Raw genomic sequence first — 17895 nt, 5'->3', positions numbered from 1 at the left:
CCGCCAGATCCCCCACGGCCATCCCCCGGAACACGAACGCCGTGGCCTCGCTTGGGCCCTGCCGCCCCGCAAAATCGCCGCAGACCAGGCCGGTCAGGTCGCCGGTGACCAGCGCGGGGTCGACCATGGGTTTGGGCATCTTTTTCTCCTGCTCCAGATCGTCGACGACGATGCGGTCGAGGTGGCGCATGGTTTCGGGCAGCCAGGGCAGGACCAGGTCGGTGATGGCGGTGAAGCTTCCCGGCTTCAGCCAGTTCGCGTCGAGGAACGGTTCGGGTTCGGGCACCAGCGTCACCGTCGAGACCACCATGTCGGCGCCCTCCACCGCGGCCCTTGCCGTGTCGCAGGGGATTGCCTGCAGGCCGCGCGACCGCGCCAATTCGCACAGTGCGTCGCGATTGCTTTTGCCGCGGCCGAAGGCGCGGATTTCGCGCAGGAGAAAGAGGTCCGCGAAGGCTTCGAGGTGGCCGCGCGCTTGCACGCCGCAGCCGATGAAGGCGACGGACGACGCATCGGCGCGCGCCATGCGTCTGGCGGCGACGGCGCTGAGGCCCGCCGTGCGCTTGGCCGTCACCCAATTACCGTCGACCAGGGCCAGCGGCAGGCCCGTCTCGGCGTCGAGCAGCGTGATCAGCGAGTTGATCGTGGCCAGTCCGCGCGCGGCGTTGCGCGGGTTCACCACCAGCGACTTGGTGGCCAGCACGGATGGCACGGTGGCGACGCCCAGCGTGGCCATGAAGTAGCGGTCGTCGCCCGGCCACACGGCCGCCTTCGGCGCACACCAGACTTCGCCCTGCCGCTGGCCGACGATCTGGCGTTCGATCTCGTCGACGATTTCAGGCGTGGAGATCGCCAGGCGATCGAGAACCGCCGATGACAGATAGGGCAGGGTTTCGGCAGTGTTCATCGTGTCATGTTTCCCCAGGGAAACCGTCAGACTACACGATGCGCTCGGGGCCGAAAGCCTCGCGCCGCGAGCGGTGTCGCGGCACGCAAGGTCAGGCCGCGCCGCTCAGGCGCCTCGTGGCGGGGTCGAACAGGGCTTCCGCCGCCAGCGTCTGGCTGGAATGGGCCGCTTCGTAGGCAAGCGCCTCGGGCGCGGGGAGGGCGGGCGAGAAGAGAAAGCCTTGCGCGACCATGCAGTCGAGCGAGCGCAGGATCAGGCGGTCGGCGTCCGTCTCGACCCCCTCGGCCATGACCTCTATGCCCAGTGTGCGGCCGAGATCGATGACCGTCTTGACCAGCGCCTGGTCCTCGACGGACTTGGCCAGGTCGCGCACGAAATGCTTGTCGATCTTGATCTTGCTGATGCGGCTGTCCTTCAGCGCCACCAGGGTCGAAAAGCCGGTGCCGAAATCATCGAGCACGATCGAGATGCCGGCGTCGGCGAGGCGGCCGATCTTTTCGTCGACCCGTTCGCGGTCGACCGGCGCTTCCTCGGTGATCTCGATCTCGAGCATCGCCGCGGGCAGGTTCCTCGCCCTCAGCATGTCCAGGATCATGTCGTCGACATTGCCGGCCTCGAGCTCGCGCGGCGACAGGTTCATGGCGACCCGCACATCGCCGCGGCCGTTCTTCACCAGGGCCTCGATCATGGCGCAGCAATTGCGGAACACCGTTTCCGTCAGCAGCGGAAGCAGGCCGGTCTCGCGCGCCGCGTTGACGATCTCGGGCGGCGCGATCGCGCCATGGAGCGGGTGCTGCCAGCGCAGCAGCGCCTCGAAGCCGACCACGGCGTTGGTGTCCAGGCGCACCAGCGGCTGGAACCATGAGCTGAGCGCGCCGGCCTCGGCGGCGCCGCGCAGGTCGCGCTCGATGCAGTGCTTGCGCTCCAGCGCCTGGTCGAGCCCGGCATCGAAGAGACAGTATTCGTTCCTGCCCTTGCGCTTGGCGGCATAGAGCGCGAAATCGGCCCGCAGCAGCATTTCCGTCAGCCGCGGTTTTTCCGAGATGTAGATGCCGATCGAGGCGCCGACGCGCACGGAGTTCAACTGCGGATCCGGTTGCGCGATGGCCGCGATGAGGGCTGAGGCGAGCGCGCCGGCCGCTTGCCAGGATGTCGCGGCGGGGAACAAGAGCACGAACTCGTCGCCGCCTATGCGCGCGATCGTCGCGCCTTGCGGCGCATTGTCCTCGATCCTGCGCGCGACCTTGACCAGCAGATCGTCGCCGATGTTGTGGCCGTAGGTGTCGTTGACGGATTTGAAGCCGTCGAGGTCGATCAGCATGGTCACGAACGGGCCGTCGGAAGGCCCGAGCTCACGGATCGCCTGCTCGAGCCCGTACCGGTTGAGCAAGTTCGTCAGCGGGTCGCGCCTGGAATTGCGGTCCATCTCGGCGGCTAATTCCGTCGCCTCGTATTTGAGGCGGCTGGCCTCGCGGAAGCTGGCCTGCCCGATCAGCGCGCTCCTGACCATTCCGCAGAGGAAAAGCACGATGGTGAAAGCCAGGACATAATTCTCGATGCCGCCCTTGGCCGCCACGCATCCGGCGGCGACCAGAAGCGGCATTGTCATGAAATTGATCGGCGCCGGCGCGTATGAGGCCGAGTAGGTGACCGCGCCCGCCGACAGCCCCGAGAGCACGATCAGATAGAGCGGCGCCTGGGCCGTGGTGTATCCGTCCGCCAGCAAGGCCAGGAAAGACCAGGCTATTCCCGACAGCAGGGCCAATGCGCCGTAGAGGGACAGCCAGGCGCCGACCCGCCTAGGGTCACCGTCGGAAATGTTCGGCCGGGAGACGGCAAGCACAAGGCGCGCGCCGTTGATGATGCTGACCGTCGCGAACCACAGCACCGCGTCAAGGCCGCCATGCGAAAGCAACTGCACGAGAAGGACCAGCGCCGACAGCACCGTGCCCACAGGCATGGAAATGAAGATTCCTTTCCTCAGATCAGCGAACTGATCGCGCAGGATCCCCGTTGCCACGGCTTCGCTCTGCCCCTTGGGAGGGGGGCCAGCAAACAAGCGCTCGAAATGCCTTGCCATGGCATCGTGGTTAGGACAGCGGAATGAAAATCGTGTTAAGGATTTCAGCGGTTTACGGCTTGCCTTGCAAATAAAGACAGACGCCGTTCCGCGGCCGAGGTTCGCAATGCCCCCCTCGGTAGCGCTGGGTCATGCGGTCGTTTTCCGGCACCGGCTGGTGGCGGATCAGGCCTTCCAGCGCGCCGACCTCGCGGCCCCTGCGCTCGAGCGCCTATCGAGAGCCATGTTCCCGGCCGCGCAAACGACCCCGGGCAGCGGACCTTGCTTAAACCCTTGTTCTTGGGCTGAATGGCGGAACGCAGCCACGCTGCGAGGGAGGGTATCGAGATGACCCAAGACAGTCCAAGACCACTTGCCGAGATCGCCAGCTATCATGCCCATATCTACTTCGGCGGAGAGGCCGAGCGGCGGCATGCCGAATGGCTGCGTCTTCGCATCGGCGAGCGTTTCCGCGTGCGCCTGGGCAATTGGCACGATGGGAAAGTCGGCCCGCATGAGCAGGCCATGTACCAGGTCTCCTTCGCCAACGAGATTTTCGGCGCGCTGGTTCCGTGGCTGATGCTGAACCATGGCGGCCTGAGCATCCTCATCCACCCGAATACGCAGAACCCCAAGCGCGACCATCTGGTCGATCCGGTCTGGATCGGCCGGCCGCTGGGGGTGCATGGCGAGGTGCTTCCGGACGAGCATGAGGCGGAAGAGGCGCTGGAGCCGAACACCGAGCCGACGCTGCCGGCGTAGGGCCTGGCCAGCTATCCGTCGCACGGGATCGGGCGTTCGCAAAAAGCCGACAAAGTAAGGCACCGTGCCTAACCGAGGAGCCCCTGGATGGTGGCCGCCACGGCTTGCGGCGCGTACGGCTTGGGCAGGAAGACGCCGCCGCTCGGCATGGCGTCCCGGGTCGGCTGTTGCTTGCCTGAGGTGATGATGATCTTGACCGGCGGCCAGCGGTCGCGCACCGCGGCGGACAAGCGCAGGCCGTCCATGGAGCCGGGCATGTCGATGTCGGTGAACAGGATGGCGATGTCCTGACGGCTTTCCAGTATTTGGATCGCCTGGTCGGCATTGCTCGCCTCCAGCACGCCAAACCCCGCCTCGCGCAGCTCGTCGGCGATGGCGAACAGCAGAAAGGCTTCGTCTTCGACGACGAGGACGGTGACAGGCGTCTGAATGGTCATGGCATGCCTTATGTAGTCAGTACGGTGCTGTCGGCAATTGGGGTGCCGGTGCGTTCAGCACGCATTCGACGCCGTCGGGGTGGTAGTCGATCTTGACCGATCCGCCGAAGTCGGTGCCGAAGACGCGCTCGATCAGGAACCGGCCGAAACCGCGCCGGCTCGGCGGCGTCACCGGCGGCCCGCCGCTTTCGCGCCAGCGCCAGATCAGCCTGATGCCGCCCGAACTCTCGTGCGATGGCTGCAGCGACCATTCGATGACCACCTTGCCTTGCGGGGTCGACAGCGCGCCATATTTCAGCGCGTTGGTGGCCAGCTCGTTGACGGCGAGCGCCAGCGTCAGCGCCATCTTCGGGTTGATCGGCAGGGTCGGGCCGGAAATCGAGATCTGTTCGAGCGGGAAGGTGGCGATGGTGTTGTCGACCACTTCGCGGATCGAGGCGCTGGTCCAGCGGGTCTTGTTCAGTATGTCATGGGCGTTGGCCAGTGCGCGCAAACGCTCGTTGAAGGTCGCGCTCGCGGTGGCGATATCGGTGTTGCGCAGCGTCTGCGAGGCGATGGCCGCGACCATCGCCAGTATGTTCTTGATGCGATGTTCGAGCTCGTGGGTCAGCAGCTCCTGCCGCGCCTGCGCCTCGCGCCGGTCGGTGACGTCCTGCATGACGCCGAACATCTTGACCGGCTTGCCGGTCTCGTCATGGACGAAATCGATGTGGCGCGACAGCCAGCGCAATTCGCCCGTGTCGGGACGCCGGATGCGGTATTCCACGGCGGGCACGGCGGTGCCTTCTTCTCGCGTACGCGGGTTGGAGCGGACATCCTTGTCCTCCGGAATGACGATGTCTTCCAGCACCGAGATGTGCACGCTGTCGCGCGGCGACAGTCCCCAGAGACCCCAGAAGCCCTCGGAGCCGACCACGGTTCCGCTGGCGATGTCGAGTTCGAGGGCCGCGATGCCGGCGGCATTCTGCGACAGCTGCAAGCGGCGCTCGCTCTGCAGCAGGGCCTGTGCCGCCTGCTTCTGGCCGTCGATATCGGTGTTGGTGCCGATCCAGCGCAGTATGGCGCCATCGGCATCGCGGATCGGGACGGCGCGGGCAATGAACCAGCGATAGATGCCGTCATGCCGACGCAGCCGGAACTCGGTTTCGTAGAAGGTGCCGGCGGCCAGCACGTGCTGCCACTTTTCCCCGGCCGCGACGATGTCGTCAGGGTGCACGATGTCGGCCCAGTCATGACCGTCAAGCTCGCCCGGTGTTGCACCGGAATAATCGTAGACGCGCGGGTTGAACCAGTCGAGCAGCCCCTCCGGCGTCGCCGTCCAGACGTGATTGGGCATCGCCTCGGCGAAGGTGCGGAACTGGGTCTCGCTCTGGCGCAGCGCCTGTTCGGCAAGCAGCCGGTCGGTGACGTCGACACCTTGCACGAAGATGCCGAAAACCTCGCCAGCGGGATTGCGCACCGGCTGATAGACGAGGTCGATGAAGCGGTCTTCGATCGCCGCACCCGGCGTGCGCTGCAACTCGGCCCTCAGCGCGTGGCCGACGAATGCCTCGCCGGAGTTGAAAACCTGGTCGAGCAGTTCGAAGAAGCCTTGGCCTTCGACCTCGGGCAAGGCCTGGCGGATCGGCAGGCCGATGATGTCGCGGTGGCCGACGAGCTGCATATAGGCGGCATTGGTCAGTTCGACGACATGCTGCGGGCCAGACAGCATGGCCATGAAGCCCGGCGCCTGTTCGAACATCTGGCGCTGGCGGTCGCGCTCTCCGGCGCGCCAGCGGTCGGCGGCAACCTTGGCGGTGGTCTCGATGACGATGGCAACGACGCCGGCCGGTTCGCCGCTTTCGTCGAGCACCGGCGAATAGTCGAGATCGAGCCAGACCTGTTCGGGCCTGCCGGTGCGGTTGAGCGTCAGCACTTGCTCGCGATAGGCCAGCGTGTCGCCGCCCAGGCACACCTTCATGATGTTGTCGTTGAAGTCGGCGACTTCGGGCCAGCCTTCGCGCACTTTCGAGCCGAGCAATTGCGGATGGCGGCCGCCGGCAAATTCCGAATAGCCGTCATTGTAGATCATGACGCCATCCTCACCCCACAGCATGACGATCGGCACCCTGGAGCGCAGGATCAGCGAGGCCGCCGTCTTCAGGCTCTGCGGCCAGACCTCGATCGGTCCGATCGAGGTCTGAGCCCAGTCGAAAGCCGCGATCAGCCGGCCGAGCTCTCCGCCGCCGGCGAGGAAGGCATGATGACGATCTCCTATCGCGTGTGTACTGGTCGCTGGCATGGCGTCTCGTGGATCGGTCGGCGTTTATTCGGGTTCAGTCGGGTCGTCGCTAGGATTTCGGGCATCGCCGTCAACGATTGCCCGCCATCGGTCGTCACACCCACGTGACTTCGCGCCACCGGCGCGCCGCCGAACTGTCTCGCGTTCGATGAGATTGTGACCATGCATGCCCCGACCTGCAAAACCCGGGACGGGGCCGATCGGTTCCCGACGCGCGGAAATTTCCTTGGAATACAGGGCCTCGCCGCGCAATGGTCGGCGATTCTACCGAATTTCTTTGCAACCCGTTAATTTGGCCATGCTGTCAATAAGCGTTTGCTAATGCATGCCGGCCGGGACCGCGTAGCGGTTTGGGATAACGGCATGCGCGAAACTGATTGGTTTGGCGCGGGGTACGCAATGACCAAGAATCTCGGCAACGCACGTTATGTGCCGCCCAAGGACATGAAGGTTTCCTTCTTCGGCAAGGTGGCCCCAGCGCTGTTTCCGCTCGTCGCGGCGGCGCTGGGATACATGATCGGGCGACAGTTCTTCGGCCTGTAGGTTCCGATCGCTCGGCCGAAATATCAGCCACTGATTTCGGCTGCCGCGTCCTCGGCATTGGCATCGGCCCGCTTGACGCGTTCGCTGGCCAGCAGCACGACCGGGCAGGCGACCGCGGCGAGCACGGCTGTCGCCGTGTCGCCGAAGAACAGCTCTTCGCCCGGCCGTTGGGTGACACCCATGACCACCATCGCGGCCCCTTTGGCCACCTCCCTGGCGATCGCCCTGTCCGCCGTGGCTCGCGTGCGGATCGCGGTGTCGACGGCGACGCCGTAGCGGTCCGCGAGATCGGCGACATCCTTGAGCACGGCTTCCTCCCGCCGGTGCGAGACCGTGCCCGGCCCGCTGCCTTGCCTGGCTTGCGAGACATAGAGCACCTTGACGCGGGCCCGGTGCGGCCGCGCCAGCGCCAGCGCGAAATCGGCGGCGCGGCGCGCGACTTCGGTGCCGTTGACGGGGACCAGTATCGTCGTTCCGGCGCGCAGCGCCGGCATCTTTCCATTGGCCTTGGCGCCGTTCAGCACCAGGCAGAGCGGGCCGTCGAAACCACTGCTGATGTCCTTCAGCGCGCCGCTGAAGGTGCCTTTGTCGGTCAGCGTGTTCTCCAGTCCGACCAGCAGAAGCCCGTAGCCCTTGCGGGCTTCCGCGGCGATTGTCTCGGCGCTGGCTTGAAGCTCGGTGCGGGCGGTGAGATGGACCTTGTCGACAAGCGTGTCCTCGGCCTTGCTGACGGCCCTCGCACTCCTGGCCGCGCCTTTCTTGACCTCCCTCGACGCCCGCTCCGAACCCTTGTCGCCGAGCTGCCCGGCGAGCTCGCCGTCCTGAAGATGAAGCAGTGTGGTCGGCATGCCGCTGCCGCCGCCGACCAGGCCTGCGAGATAGGCGGTGAACTTGCCGACCGGGCTGTCGTCGACCAGCAGCAGCAGGCGCTCCAGCCTGGAGACGAAGCCGCGCTCGTCGAGCAGTTCGCGCTCGACGCGCTGCTTCTCGGCATGGCCGACCGGCAGGCGGCCGAGCGCCCAGCGCAGCATGGGCGGCATGGCGAGCGTGGTGATGACGGCCATGGTGACGATCATCGTGAACAGATTGTGGGACAGGATGTTCATCGACAGGCCGATGCTGGCGACGATGACCTCGGTCGAGCCGCGGGCGTTCATGGCGCTGCCGACGGCGGTGGCTTCCTTCAGCGACATGCCGGCCAGCCGGCCGCCGAGGAAGGCGCCGCCGAACTTGCCGATGCTGGCGATGGCGACCAGTGCCACAGTCAGCAATGCCAGCGTCGGATCGGTGAGCACAGTGAGGTCGGCGGACAGGCCGGCCATGCCGAAAAACACCGGCATGAACAGCGCGGTGATGACGCCGCGCAGCTGGCTCTCGATGTGGTCGGACAGGATCGGCGATTCCCCGACCAGTATGCCGGCGACGAAGGCGCCGAGCACCGTGTGGACGCCGATCAGGTTGGTGATCAGCGCCATCACGCCCATGATGATGAGGATGACCGTGATGACGGCACATTCGCTGCGGAAAGAGTCGTTGCTCCAGCGGATCAGCGTGAAGACAAGCCGGCGGCCGACGGTGAAGGAGAACACCATGAACAGCGCCACCGAGACCACGGTGGTGATGAGCGGCACGACCTGCAGGCTGCCATGGGTGGCTATGCCGAAGGTGATCGCGATGACCAGCCAGCCGATCGTGTCCTCGATGATGGCCGAGGAGATGATGACCTGGCCGAGATTGCGGCGCATGAAGTTCATCTCGCGCATCACCATGGCGACGATCTTGACCGAGGAGATCGACAGGGCCGTGCCGAGGAACAGTCCCGCGACGACGCGCTGCCGCGGGTCGGGCAGCAACGAGTCCGGCAGGAAATGCGCCAGCGCGAAGCCGAAGGCGAAAGGCACGACGACGCCGGTGATCGAGATCGAAAAACAGGCCGCCCCGACGCGGCGCACCAGGCGCAGATCCGTCTCCATGCCGGTCAGCAGGAGCAGCAGCAGGATGCCGAGCTGGGACACCGCATCGATCATGCCCTTCTGCGCCGGATCGCTGGAGAAGATCAGGTGCTGGGCGTCGGGCCATATCCAGCCGAACAGCGAGGGGCCGAGCAGAATGCCGCCGATCAGCTGACCCATGATCGCCGGCTGGCCGTAGCGCTGGAAGATTTCGCCGAGGCCGCGGCCGACCAGCAGGAGAAGCACGATCTCCGCGACGAACAGGCCCTCGGCCGAGCCGCCCATGCCCGAGGCATGTCCGGGCGGCTGGGCGGCGAAAGCGCGGCTTGCCGGTGCCAGGGCAAGGGTAGCCAGCACGAGGGTGGCCGCGAGACGGCCTGACGTCGTTGCCGGTTGCCGGTTCATGGGTTCCCTCAAGCGTCGCGGCGGACTGACCATGACAACGCATGGTCGGCCTTTGCGTTGCAGCCGCCCGTTGCCGCATTTGGAAGTTATCGAGGTCAGACGTGGACATCACCGAAGGTGAGCTCGCCGTCGCCGCCGGACGCGAAAAGGACGATGGCGAACAGCCAGGCATAGAATGCAGCCACGCCGACCACGATCACCATGCCAGGAATGGGGCCAAGGGCGGCGCTGTCGACGGCATAGCGGAGCGAGCCGACGAAGCCGGTCCCGGCACCCCCGACCTGAAGGCTGGGCGTCGATATTTTCAGCACCCATGCCAAGAGCAGGATCAGGAAGAGGTAGATGTAATTGCGGCGCAGGCGCCGCGCCAAGGCGGCGCGTTGCGACAGCAGGAATTTCGGCGCGCGCAGGCCTTCGCCGACGATAAGCAGCCAATCCGATGCGAAGTCGGGTTGCGGGGAGAAGATCTGCGCGAAATAGTGGCGCTCGAACTGGCGCACGCGGGCGCGGTAGAAGTCGAAGAAGCGGTAGCGGCGCGCCTCGATCCACAAAAGCAGCAGGATCAGCAGCATGGCGAACAACAAGACGCCATGATGGGCGCTGGCCGTCGACAGTGAGACCGAGAGCATCGCTGCCACCACGGTGATCGCCCAGTTCGTGGTCCTGTCGAGCCGATCGCGCCAGCCCGCCATGCGCGCGATTTCGGCGCGATGGAAATGCGACAGCGTGTTCACGCGCTCCGTCGATGAAAGGACGGGACCCGCGGGCGTCGCCGACGCATCGTTCATGGCATCCTCCGGCAAGGACTAAAACAGTTTGCCGGCAACATTGTTCCCCTGGGTCACCTGGCGTGATTGTAAGAACGCCCGGTCATTCCGGCCCGCCGATCCAGTCGACCAGCAGGGCGGCGGCGCCAAAGACTGCGCTGATGGCGCACACGCAAGTCCAGCCGCCCCAAGTCCAGGCAACTCCGGCCAGCAAGGAGCCGATGGCGCCGCCGATGAAGAAGATGCCGACGAACAGGCCGTTGAGCCGGCCACGTGCCTCGGGCTGAAGCAGATTGACGGCACGGCGGCCGAGCGTCTGGTCGCCGGTGACGCCGATGTCAAGCAGCACGGCGCTGATGCCCATCAGCGCCAGCAATTGCCATGACGCTTCGGACTGAGAGGCGCCGGCCCAGGCGGCGAGTGCCATCGCGCCGATCAGCACGAGGTGACAGACGATGGTGGCGGATCGCGTCCAGCCATGGTCGCCGGCGCGGCCGAACAAAGGCGTGACCACGGCGCCGCCGGCGCCGACGAGCGCGAAGAGGGCAATGCCGCGCTGGCCAAGGCCGAAGGGCGGCTGTGCGAGGCGCAAGGCGACCGCCGTCCAGAACAGGCTGAACGCCGCCATCACCAGCGCCGCGGTCAGTGCGCGCCGCCGCAGCACCGGCTCGTCGCGCAGCAGCCCGAACAGTGAGGCAATCAGCGCGCCATAGGTCGATTTCGCCTCCGGTCGCCGCTGCGGCAAGGTGAAGGCGAGCACGCCGGCGAGCAGGACGAGCGCGGTAGCACTGAGGCCGTAGAAGGCGCGCCAACCCCACGCGTCGGCGACGAGGCTGGCCAGCGGCCGCGCCAGCAGGATGCCGATCATCAGCCCGCTCATCACATCGCCGATGACCCGGCCGGCCTCGCCGGGCGGCGCCATCGAGGCGGCGATCGGCACAAGGATCTGGATCGCCGAGCAGGCAGCGCCGAGGATGAACAGGACGATCAGCAGCGAGGCGATGGTGGGCGCGAAGGCAGCGACGCCCGCCGCAAGGGCGGCCGCGGCCAGCATGCGCAGGATCAGGGCGCGATTTTCGGTAAGGTCTGCCATCGGCACCAGGAAGAACAGGCCGGCGGCATAGCCGAGCAGCGTGGCCATGGCGACAAGGCCGACGCTGGCGGCGCTGGCGCCGAGCGACCGGCCGATCAGCCCGACCAGCGTCTGCGGCGCGAACAGATTGGTGACGATGATGCCGGTGGAGGCGGCGAAGAGCAGCGTCTGCGGGCCGGTGATGGTGCCGGCGGGCAGCCGCTCGCACAGCTGGCCATCATTGGTATCAGGCATGGAGTCCTCAGGAAGTTGCATATTGTGGGAGGACTTTATGCCGAAGCAATATCATGCTACAATTCAATCAATTCGATAATGATTATGCGAGATGTGCATGAATATCCATGACCTCGAAGCCTTCATCGCCGTGGTGGAAACCGGCTCGATCGTCGGCGCCTCGGCTAGGCTCAACCTGACGCAGCCGGGCGTCACGCGCCGCATCCAGAATCTCGAGGATGGGCTGGCGACAGCGCTGCTCGACCGCCAGTCGAAGCCTCTGAAGCCGACGGCGTCCGGGCGCGAGGCCTATGAGCATGGAAGGCGCGTGCTGCGCTCGCTGGAGGATCTCAGGGCGGGCGTGTCGCCGCAAGGCGAGGTCAAGGGCGAGTTCCGCCTGGGCGTCATGCCCTATCTCTCCGACGCGGCACTTGCGCTGCCGCTCGACACTTTGCGCGCCGCCTTTCCGCAACTGACGCTGCGCATCACCTCGGGCTGGTCGCCAAGGCTGGTGGAGCAGGTGGCGCGCAGCGAACTCGACGCCGTGGCGGTGTGCCTCGCCGAAGGCCTGGCGCCGCCGGACGAGCTGGTCTGCGACGATCTCGGCGTGCAATCGGTGCTGCTGGTCGCATCCCCCAGCCTCGGCGTGCCGAAGCCGGCGAATCTCGCCGACCTGTCGCGCTTTGCCTGGGTGATGAACGAAAACGGCTGCGGGTTTCGTGCCTTCATCCGTCAGAGTTTCGAGGCGGCCAGACTGCCGTTCCAGGTCGGGGTAGAGGCGCTCAGCGTCGACCTCAGAATGTCGCTGGTGGCACGCGGCCATGGCATCGGCATCGTCACGCCCGGCGCCTTTGCCGACAGCCGCTGGCGCGATAAGGTGGAGGTCATCGACTGCCCCGACTTCAAACCGCAAGTGCGCGCCTGGCTGCTGCACCGCCCGCCGGCGGGACGGCTCGCCCGTCCGATCGCGCTGTTTCGAGATGCGCTGATCGACGGGCTGAAGGTGCCGATGCCGCTGGTGTCGTAGGGAGGCTGACGACCAACTGGATGTGCACCTTCTACCAGTCGCAATGACGGTCGACATCGCCGACGATCACTTTGCATTACCAGGTCTTGACCCCTCCGCAACGAACCCCAGATCGACCATGCCGCCGCCAGATGAGCCGGTGCAGACTCGGGCGTCAGCTCCATGGGCGGCGGTCTTGTGACCGTCGAACTCGGGCATCATGTGCCGGAGCGTTACAGGAGACCCGCGACCGGGCGAGGGCGTTCCCAAAGGTTGAGCGGATCGGACCAGAAGCAGAGCCAAAAAAGCAGCACAGATGGGGCGGGGAGCGATGCCGGCTTCAGACGGCGCGTTGTCCTCCGGAGCATGGCAGCCACAGCATACAAACGTGCCAGAAACAGGATCAAGAAGGAGAAAGTGCAATGACCATTCGTGATCTCATGCCGTGGAGCCGCGACACCAGCCAGTCTCCGACCCTCTTTCGCGAAGGCGATCGGGACCCGTTCATGGGCCTGCATCGCGAGATGAGCCGCCTGGTCGACGACATGTTCCGCGGCTTCGAGTCGCGGCTTCCGTCCATGGGCAGGTTCTCTTTGGCCGGCACCGGTTGGCCCAGCGTGGAAATCTCCGAAACGGACAAGGAGATCCGCGTGACAGCCGAGATACCCGGCATGGAGGAGAAGGACATCGAGGTGTTGCTCGATGACGGCGTCCTGACGTTGCGCGGCGAAAAACACTCCGAGACCGACGACAAGGAGCGTCAGTTCACCGAGCGGTTCTATGGCCGCTTCGAACGTCGCATCCCGATCGGCTTCGAAGTCGCGGAGGACAAGGTCGCCGCCGACTTCCGCAACGGCGTACTGTCCGTGAGCTTGCCGAAGTCCGAGAAGGCGCAGAGCAAGGCAAAGCGCGTCCCCATCGGCGGCAAGAGCACCAAGCACTAGAACAGACCTGCCGGGCGCGCGTGCCGCGCACGCCCGGCATTGACCGGCGGATTTCGCGCCGGTCGCCCTTGAGAATCCCCCAGCCTTCGGCAACATGGCGGCAAGGCTGGGAGCGCAAGAATGAGCAAGGCCATTTCCGCAGCACCGGGCAAGTCCGTACCGCGCAAGGCGCCGATGGCGCTGACCGAAACGCTGGTGGCGCGGACCATGCGGGTGGTCGCGGATGCCGGGCCGACGCCCGGCATGGTCCACATGACGGACGCCGACTACGCGCGGTTTCGCGACGAGATCCTGGCCTCGGCGCCGCCCGGACCAGTGAAGCTGTTCGCCTATGGCTCGCTGCTGTGGAAGCCGGCCGGCGAGGTGCGGGGTGGCGAACGCGCGGTGGCGCGGGGCTGGCACCGGTCGTTCTGCTTCACGGTGCAGCGCTTTCGCGGCACGCTCGAACAGCCCGGCCTGATGATGGCGCTCGACCGCGGGGGCCAATGCCAGGGCATGGTGTTCGAAATCGCCGAGCCGGTTGCCGCCAATCTCGAAGCGTTGCTGCGCCGCGAGATGACCATCCTGCCCACCGTCAACGTGCCGCGCTGGCTGCAAGTCAGGACCGAGAGCGGGGTGGGCCAGGCGCTCGGCTTCGTCGTCGATCCCGCCAATCCGCGCTATGCCGGCAAGCTCGACAAGTCCGCGGTCGCGGCGACTTTGGCCAAGGCCGTCGGCCATTGGGGCTCGGGCGCGCAATATCTGTTCGAGACGATCCGCCACCTCGACGCCTGCGGCATACGCGACCGCAATCTGTGGCAGTTGCAGGAACTGGTGGCGCAGGAGATTGGGCGCGACCATGCGGCTGTCTAGCCGTTCGCGGGTCTACCGGGGACCGTGCGAACCAGGAAATCCCGAAAGCTTTCCGGCGGCTTACCCGTAAGCGTGGTGAAATCGCTGGAGGTCGAGGTGTAAGGGCCCTCGGCGATCGAGGCGCATAGTGTGGCGAAAGCCTGTGGCCAGGGAGTGTCGAGGCGCGCCGACGCCGAAGCCAGATAGTCGCTGAGGGCGCAGGGACGATAGCGCAGGGGCCGTGCTGTCGCCTCGGCATAGAAGGCAGCGATCGCGTCGAAGCCCAGCGCCCGGTCTCCGGTGATTGTGTAGAGGGTGCGGGATGTGTCGGTCTTTGCCGCCACAGCGGCGACGGCCGCCGCCACGTCGTCGCGCGAAACCGGCGCGACCAGCCCCTGTCCGGCAGGCAGCACCAATTCCCCCGAGACGGGCGCAAGCCAGGTGTCGAGAATGAAATCGCTGTAGAGGCCGCAGCGCAGGATAGTCGAGGGCACGCCGCAGTTGGCCAGCCGGCGCTCCGCGTCGCTGTAGGCGGGCGCGTAGTAGAAGGGCGAGGATTCACCGATATCGACGATGCTGGTGAAGGTGATGTGGCGGACACTGGCGGCCGCTGCGGCCGCGATGGCGTTGGCGTGATGGCACATGACCGCCTCCGCAGCGCCATCGCTTGAAATCAGGACCAGCTCGTCGATGCCGGTGAAGGCTGTCTTCAGCGCCGAGGCATCCTCATAGTCGCCGACGCGCAGCGCTGTTTCCCGGGGCAGGCGCCCTTGCGCGGCCTCAGGCTTGCGGACCAGCGCGGCCACCTCGTGGCCTGATGACACCAGCCTCGAGACGACCGCGCGTCCGACATGGCCGGCGGCTCCGGTGACGAGGATCATCAGGGTGCTCCATCTTCTGCTCAGTCCAGTCTTGTGCCAGTCCAATCTTGCACTTGACGAACATATATCCCTGCGGTTATACGTCAACCAATAGCCAACGGGTTATCGATCTGACATGCCGGATACCCATGACATGCTCTTCAGGACGCTCGCCGACCCGACCAGGCGGGCGATCTTCGAACGGCTGTGCCGCCAGGGCGAGCAGACGGTGGGAGCGCTGACGAGCCAGTCCGGCGTCTCGCAGCCGGCCGTGTCGAAGCATCTGGGCGTGCTCAAGCAGGCTGGGCTGGTGCGCGACCGCCACGAGGGTCGCCAGACGCATTACAGCGCGCAGCTTGGCGCGCTGGCGCCGCTGATGGACTGGACACGCGAGATGGCCGGGTTTTGGGAGGCTCGGTTCGATGATCTCGAGGATTTGCTCAAAAGGATGGACCAGTGAACGATAGTGCCACTGAAAACCGCACTGTCGTCGTCGAGCGGCAGATTTCCCATCCGCCGGAAAAACTCTGGCGCGCGCTGACGCAACCGCATCTGATCGAGGAGTGGCTGATGAAGAACGATTTCAAGCCCGCTGTCGGCCACCGCTTCAACATCAGCGCCGATTGGGGCGGCGTGCTCGACTGCGAGGTGCTGGCGGTCGAGCCGAACAAGACGCTGTCCTACACCTGGAACCTTGCGCACCAGGATCCGGCGTTCGATCTCAGGAGCGTGGTGACCTTCACGCTCACCCCGACGCCAACCGGAACGCATCTGCGCATGGAGCAATCCGGCTTCCGGCCCGAGCAGCGGCGCGCCTATGGCGGCGCCAAGATGGGTTGGCCGCGATTCTTCGAGAAGCTGGAGCAGCTTCTCGACCGGACGGACTGAAATCCACCGGCCGATTTGAAAAACCGAAGCTGACTTCACCGGGCGGCCCACCGCCAGCAAAACCTATGGAGAAAGACGATGAAGATCAAACTGACCAGCATCTATGTCGACGACCAGGAAAAGGCGCTTGCCTTCTACACCGGCGTGCTCGGCCTGACCAAGAAGGCCGATTTCAGCAATGGGCCGTTCCGCTGGCTGACGGTCGCCTCGCCGGACGAGCCCGAGGGCACAGAGCTGCAGCTGGCGCTCAACGACAAACCGGCGGCCAAGGCCTACCAGCACGCGATGTTCGAGCAGGGTCAGCCGGCGGTGATGTTCTTCACCGACGACATCAAGGGCGATCATGAGCGCATCAAGGCGCGCGGCGGCAATTTCGCCATGGCGCCGACCGAGGTGACCGGCTCGACCATCGCCAAGCTCAACGATGGCTGCGGCAATCTCATCCAGATCACGCAGCTGGCGCGCTGGTAGCGCGCCCGGTTTTCACACATTTTCACGGGAGGTAAAATTGGACTGGAGCAAATGGATCAGGCAGGCGCATCGCTGGCTGTCGATCATCTTCACGGCGACCGTCGTCGCCAATTTCGTCACCATGGCGTTTGGACAGCCGCCCGCCTGGGTGGTCTATTCGCCACTGCCGCCGCTCTTCCTTATGCTGTTCAGCGGCCTCTATATGTTCGTGCTGCCCTATGTCGCGAAAGGACGCAGCGCACAGCGGGCCAACGGATAGGAGGAAGCGCATGGCCAAGTCGACGGCCGCCAAGGCTGAGCCGAAGCTGCTTTCGGGCGGCAATCCGCAGATCGCCAAGGGCTACGGCGATGCTCCCGTGCGGGCCTATATCGCGGCCATGCCGGGCTGGAAGCGCGAGATGGGCGGGCGGCTCGATGCGCTCATCGAGCGCGCCGTGCCCGGCGTGCATAAGGCGGTCAAATGGAATTCGCCTTTCTACGGCGTCGAAGGCGAAGGCTGGTTCGTCAGCTTCCATTGCTTCACCAGATACATCAAGGTGGCCTTCTTTCGCGGCCTGTCGCTGGATCCGGTGCCGCCGGGCGAATCCCGGAGCCGGGACACGCGCTACCTCGACATCCACGAGGACGACGCGTTCGACGAGGCGCAATTCAGCGCCTGGGTGAAGCAGGCCAGCCAATTGCCTGGCGAGCGCATGTGAGCGCGCTATTGTTCATGGTTTGAGGAGAAACAGCATGACCGGATCGCAGGAGAGCAAAACTGCCTCCGAACTGATCGACGGCAGGATCAGGAACTCGGCGACTGGCGCGGCGACATGCTGGCCCGGCTGCGCGCACTCATCCATCAGGCCGATCCCGATGTGATCGAGACCTGGAAATGGCGCGGGGTTCCCGTCTGGGAGCATGACGGCATGATCTGCACCGGCGAGACCTACAAGAGCATCGTCAAGCTGACCTTCGCCAAGGGTGCTGCGCTGCCCGATCCCGCGCGCCTGTTCAACTCCAGCCTCGACGGCAATACGCGGCGGGCCATCGATTTTCAGAAGGGTGAGGAGGTCAATGAAGAGGCGTTGAAGGCGCTCGTGCGGGCCGCCGTGGCGCTGAATACTTCCAAGGCTCGAAAGTAACTGCGTCATTGGCAGTTATCCTACGGTCGACGTTAGCGCTGCCCCTCACTGTCCTGCCAGACATCTCTCCCCGTAAACGGGGCGAGAGGGCCTGGCCGCAACGCCGGCGCATTTTCTGCAACGCTGGCGATTGGCGAAATCGGCCACAACAGCGTCCCTCGCCCCGTTTACGGGGAGAGGATGCCGGCAGGCAGGTGAGGGGCAGCGCCGGCGTTGGAAGTTGTGGCGATTTCGACGCCCACGCGACCATGGGATCTGCCGGAAGGCAGCTGCTGATATCGCCTCGCACACCGCAAACCAGCCGTGTTTACGATCTGGGAAGCTTGACGGTGCTAGATAGCGCCGGATGATG

At 65.5% G+C, this 17895-nt stretch carries 18 protein-coding genes and 1 pseudogene; 11 read left to right on the top strand and 8 right to left on the bottom strand.

What is annotated here, in order from left to right:
* A partial coding sequence (locus tag D3242_RS30650) for an ornithine cyclodeaminase family protein (RefSeq protein WP_147377511.1) occupies window positions 1–907 on the bottom strand: 907 nt, incomplete at its 3' end.
* A gap of 91 nt (window positions 908–998) precedes the next feature.
* The gene (locus D3242_RS30645) at window positions 999–2867 is read right to left on the bottom strand and encodes a putative bifunctional diguanylate cyclase/phosphodiesterase (protein ID WP_223217895.1); all 1869 of its coding nucleotides are present in this window, start codon (window positions 2865–2867) and stop codon (window positions 999–1001) included.
* A gap of 447 nt (window positions 2868–3314) precedes the next feature.
* On the opposite strand from D3242_RS30645, the gene D3242_RS30640 reads away from it, so the two are divergent.
* Window positions 3315–3728 (top strand): DOPA 4,5-dioxygenase family protein, encoded by a 414-nt coding sequence (locus D3242_RS30640; RefSeq protein ID WP_064985951.1) that lies wholly within the window; start codon window positions 3315–3317, stop codon window positions 3726–3728.
* Window positions 3729–3796: 68 nt separating this feature from the next.
* Here the strand turns inward: D3242_RS30640 and D3242_RS30635 are convergent, their stop codons facing one another.
* Window positions 3797–4165 carry a response regulator gene (locus D3242_RS30635; protein ID WP_019859689.1) on the bottom strand — a complete coding sequence of 123 codons (369 nt, stop codon included), beginning with the start codon at window positions 4163–4165 and terminating at the stop codon, window positions 3797–3799.
* Window positions 4166–4181: 16 nt separating this feature from the next.
* Window positions 4182–6446 carry a PAS domain S-box protein gene (locus tag D3242_RS30630; protein ID WP_064985950.1) on the bottom strand — a complete coding sequence of 755 codons (2265 nt, stop codon included), beginning with the start codon at window positions 6444–6446 and terminating at the stop codon, window positions 4182–4184.
* A 363-nt stretch (window positions 6447–6809) separates the two neighbouring features.
* Between D3242_RS30630 and D3242_RS33405 the strand changes: the two genes are divergently transcribed.
* The gene (locus tag D3242_RS33405) at window positions 6810–6989 is read left to right on the top strand and encodes a hypothetical protein (RefSeq protein WP_141700962.1); all 180 of its coding nucleotides are present in this window, start codon (window positions 6810–6812) and stop codon (window positions 6987–6989) included.
* Between the two features lie 23 nt (window positions 6990–7012).
* Here D3242_RS33405 and D3242_RS30625 read toward each other — a convergent pair whose 3' ends face one another.
* The 3 genes from D3242_RS30625 to D3242_RS30615 all read right to left on the bottom strand — a co-directional run bounded on the left by D3242_RS30625 (window position 7013) and on the right by D3242_RS30615 (window position 11440).
* Window positions 7013–9226, bottom strand: a complete 2214-nt coding sequence (locus D3242_RS30625) for a cation:proton antiporter domain-containing protein (protein WP_064985948.1) — start codon at window positions 9224–9226, stop codon at window positions 7013–7015.
* 215 nt (window positions 9227–9441) lie between these two features.
* Window positions 9442–10134, bottom strand: a complete 693-nt coding sequence (locus D3242_RS30620; protein WP_038648500.1) for a DUF2270 domain-containing protein — start codon at window positions 10132–10134, stop codon at window positions 9442–9444.
* 82 nt (window positions 10135–10216) lie between these two features.
* Complete coding sequence (locus D3242_RS30615; RefSeq protein ID WP_064985945.1) at window positions 10217–11440, bottom strand: MFS transporter; 1224 nt, start codon at window positions 11438–11440, stop codon at window positions 10217–10219.
* Window positions 11441–11537: 97 nt separating this feature from the next.
* On the opposite strand from D3242_RS30615, the gene D3242_RS30610 reads away from it, so the two are divergent.
* From D3242_RS30610 to D3242_RS30600, 3 genes are all read left to right on the top strand, one after another.
* On the top strand, window positions 11538–12446 hold the full coding sequence (locus D3242_RS30610) for a LysR family transcriptional regulator (RefSeq protein WP_019859685.1): 909 nt from the start codon (window positions 11538–11540) through the stop codon (window positions 12444–12446).
* 401 nt (window positions 12447–12847) lie between these two features.
* The gene (locus tag D3242_RS30605) at window positions 12848–13369 is read left to right on the top strand and encodes an Hsp20/alpha crystallin family protein (RefSeq protein ID WP_064985943.1); all 522 of its coding nucleotides are present in this window, start codon (window positions 12848–12850) and stop codon (window positions 13367–13369) included.
* Window positions 13370–13489: 120 nt separating this feature from the next.
* Window positions 13490–14221, top strand: a complete 732-nt coding sequence (locus D3242_RS30600; protein WP_064985940.1) for a gamma-glutamylcyclotransferase — start codon at window positions 13490–13492, stop codon at window positions 14219–14221.
* Here the strand turns inward: D3242_RS30600 and D3242_RS30595 are convergent.
* Complete coding sequence (locus D3242_RS30595) at window positions 14218–15081, bottom strand: NAD(P)H-binding protein (protein WP_064985938.1); 864 nt, start codon at window positions 15079–15081, stop codon at window positions 14218–14220. The two genes, D3242_RS30600 and D3242_RS30595, sit on opposite strands and share 4 nt — an antisense overlap.
* Window positions 15082–15196: 115 nt before the next feature.
* Here D3242_RS30595 and D3242_RS30590 point away from each other — a divergent pair, with 115 nt between their 5' ends.
* The 6 genes and pseudogenes from D3242_RS30590 to D3242_RS30565 all read left to right on the top strand — a co-directional run bounded on the left by D3242_RS30590 (window position 15197) and on the right by D3242_RS30565 (window position 17543).
* Window positions 15197–15520, top strand: coding sequence for an ArsR/SmtB family transcription factor (locus D3242_RS30590; RefSeq protein ID WP_010910781.1), 324 nt, complete (start codon window positions 15197–15199; stop codon window positions 15518–15520).
* The gene (locus tag D3242_RS30585; RefSeq protein WP_064985936.1) at window positions 15517–15948 is read left to right on the top strand and encodes an SRPBCC family protein; all 432 of its coding nucleotides are present in this window, start codon (window positions 15517–15519) and stop codon (window positions 15946–15948) included. Before D3242_RS30590 ends, D3242_RS30585 begins: the two co-directional genes overlap by 4 nt.
* A gap of 78 nt (window positions 15949–16026) precedes the next feature.
* Window positions 16027–16419 (top strand): VOC family protein, encoded by a 393-nt coding sequence (locus tag D3242_RS30580; protein WP_064985934.1) that lies wholly within the window; start codon window positions 16027–16029, stop codon window positions 16417–16419.
* A gap of 37 nt (window positions 16420–16456) precedes the next feature.
* Window positions 16457–16678, top strand: coding sequence for a hypothetical protein (locus tag D3242_RS30575; RefSeq protein ID WP_019859676.1), 222 nt, complete (start codon window positions 16457–16459; stop codon window positions 16676–16678).
* Window positions 16679–16688: 10 nt separating this feature from the next.
* On the top strand, window positions 16689–17117 hold the full coding sequence (locus tag D3242_RS30570; RefSeq protein ID WP_064985931.1) for a DUF1801 domain-containing protein: 429 nt from the start codon (window positions 16689–16691) through the stop codon (window positions 17115–17117).
* A gap of 34 nt (window positions 17118–17151) precedes the next feature.
* Window positions 17152–17543, top strand: a pseudogene (locus D3242_RS30565) (DUF1801 domain-containing protein).
* Window positions 17544–17895 lie beyond the last annotated feature (352 nt).

Origin of the sequence: Mesorhizobium jarvisii (assembly GCF_003601985.1) — a bacterium.
GTDB lineage: Bacteria > Pseudomonadota > Alphaproteobacteria > Rhizobiales > Rhizobiaceae > Mesorhizobium > Mesorhizobium jarvisii.
The sequence above is the reverse complement of the archived record's forward strand: the minus strand, read 5'-3'. Positions and strand labels throughout refer to the sequence as shown.

Excerpts from the sequence above, each read along its gene's own strand:
- D3242_RS30640 (WP_064985951.1), top strand. The coding sequence starts at position 3,315 with ATGACCCAAGACAGTCCAAGACCACTTGCCGAGATCGCCAGCTATCAT.
- D3242_RS30570 (WP_064985931.1), top strand. The coding sequence starts at position 16,689 with ATGGCCAAGTCGACGGCCGCCAAGGCTGAGCCGAAGCTGCTTTCGGGC.
- D3242_RS30645 (WP_223217895.1), bottom strand. The coding sequence starts at position 2,867 with ATGCCTGTGGGCACGGTGCTGTCGGCGCTGGTCCTTCTCGTGCAGTTG.
- D3242_RS30620 (WP_038648500.1), bottom strand. The coding sequence starts at position 10,134 with ATGAACGATGCGTCGGCGACGCCCGCGGGTCCCGTCCTTTCATCGACG.
- D3242_RS30615 (WP_064985945.1), bottom strand. The coding sequence starts at position 11,440 with ATGCCTGATACCAATGATGGCCAGCTGTGCGAGCGGCTGCCCGCCGGC.
- D3242_RS30610 (WP_019859685.1), top strand. The coding sequence starts at position 11,538 with ATGAATATCCATGACCTCGAAGCCTTCATCGCCGTGGTGGAAACCGGC.
- D3242_RS30630 (WP_064985950.1), bottom strand. The coding sequence starts at position 6,446 with ATGCCAGCGACCAGTACACACGCGATAGGAGATCGTCATCATGCCTTC.
- D3242_RS30605 (WP_064985943.1), top strand. The coding sequence starts at position 12,848 with ATGACCATTCGTGATCTCATGCCGTGGAGCCGCGACACCAGCCAGTCT.
- D3242_RS30580 (WP_064985934.1), top strand. The coding sequence starts at position 16,027 with ATGAAGATCAAACTGACCAGCATCTATGTCGACGACCAGGAAAAGGCG.
- D3242_RS30635 (WP_019859689.1), bottom strand. The coding sequence starts at position 4,165 with ATGACCATTCAGACGCCTGTCACCGTCCTCGTCGTCGAAGACGAAGCC.
- D3242_RS30595 (WP_064985938.1), bottom strand. The coding sequence starts at position 15,081 with ATGATCCTCGTCACCGGAGCCGCCGGCCATGTCGGACGCGCGGTCGTC.
- D3242_RS33405 (WP_141700962.1), top strand. The coding sequence starts at position 6,810 with ATGCGCGAAACTGATTGGTTTGGCGCGGGGTACGCAATGACCAAGAAT.
- D3242_RS30600 (WP_064985940.1), top strand. The coding sequence starts at position 13,490 with ATGAGCAAGGCCATTTCCGCAGCACCGGGCAAGTCCGTACCGCGCAAG.
- D3242_RS30625 (WP_064985948.1), bottom strand. The coding sequence starts at position 9,226 with ATGGGCGGCTCGGCCGAGGGCCTGTTCGTCGCGGAGATCGTGCTTCTC.
- D3242_RS30590 (WP_010910781.1), top strand. The coding sequence starts at position 15,197 with ATGCCGGATACCCATGACATGCTCTTCAGGACGCTCGCCGACCCGACC.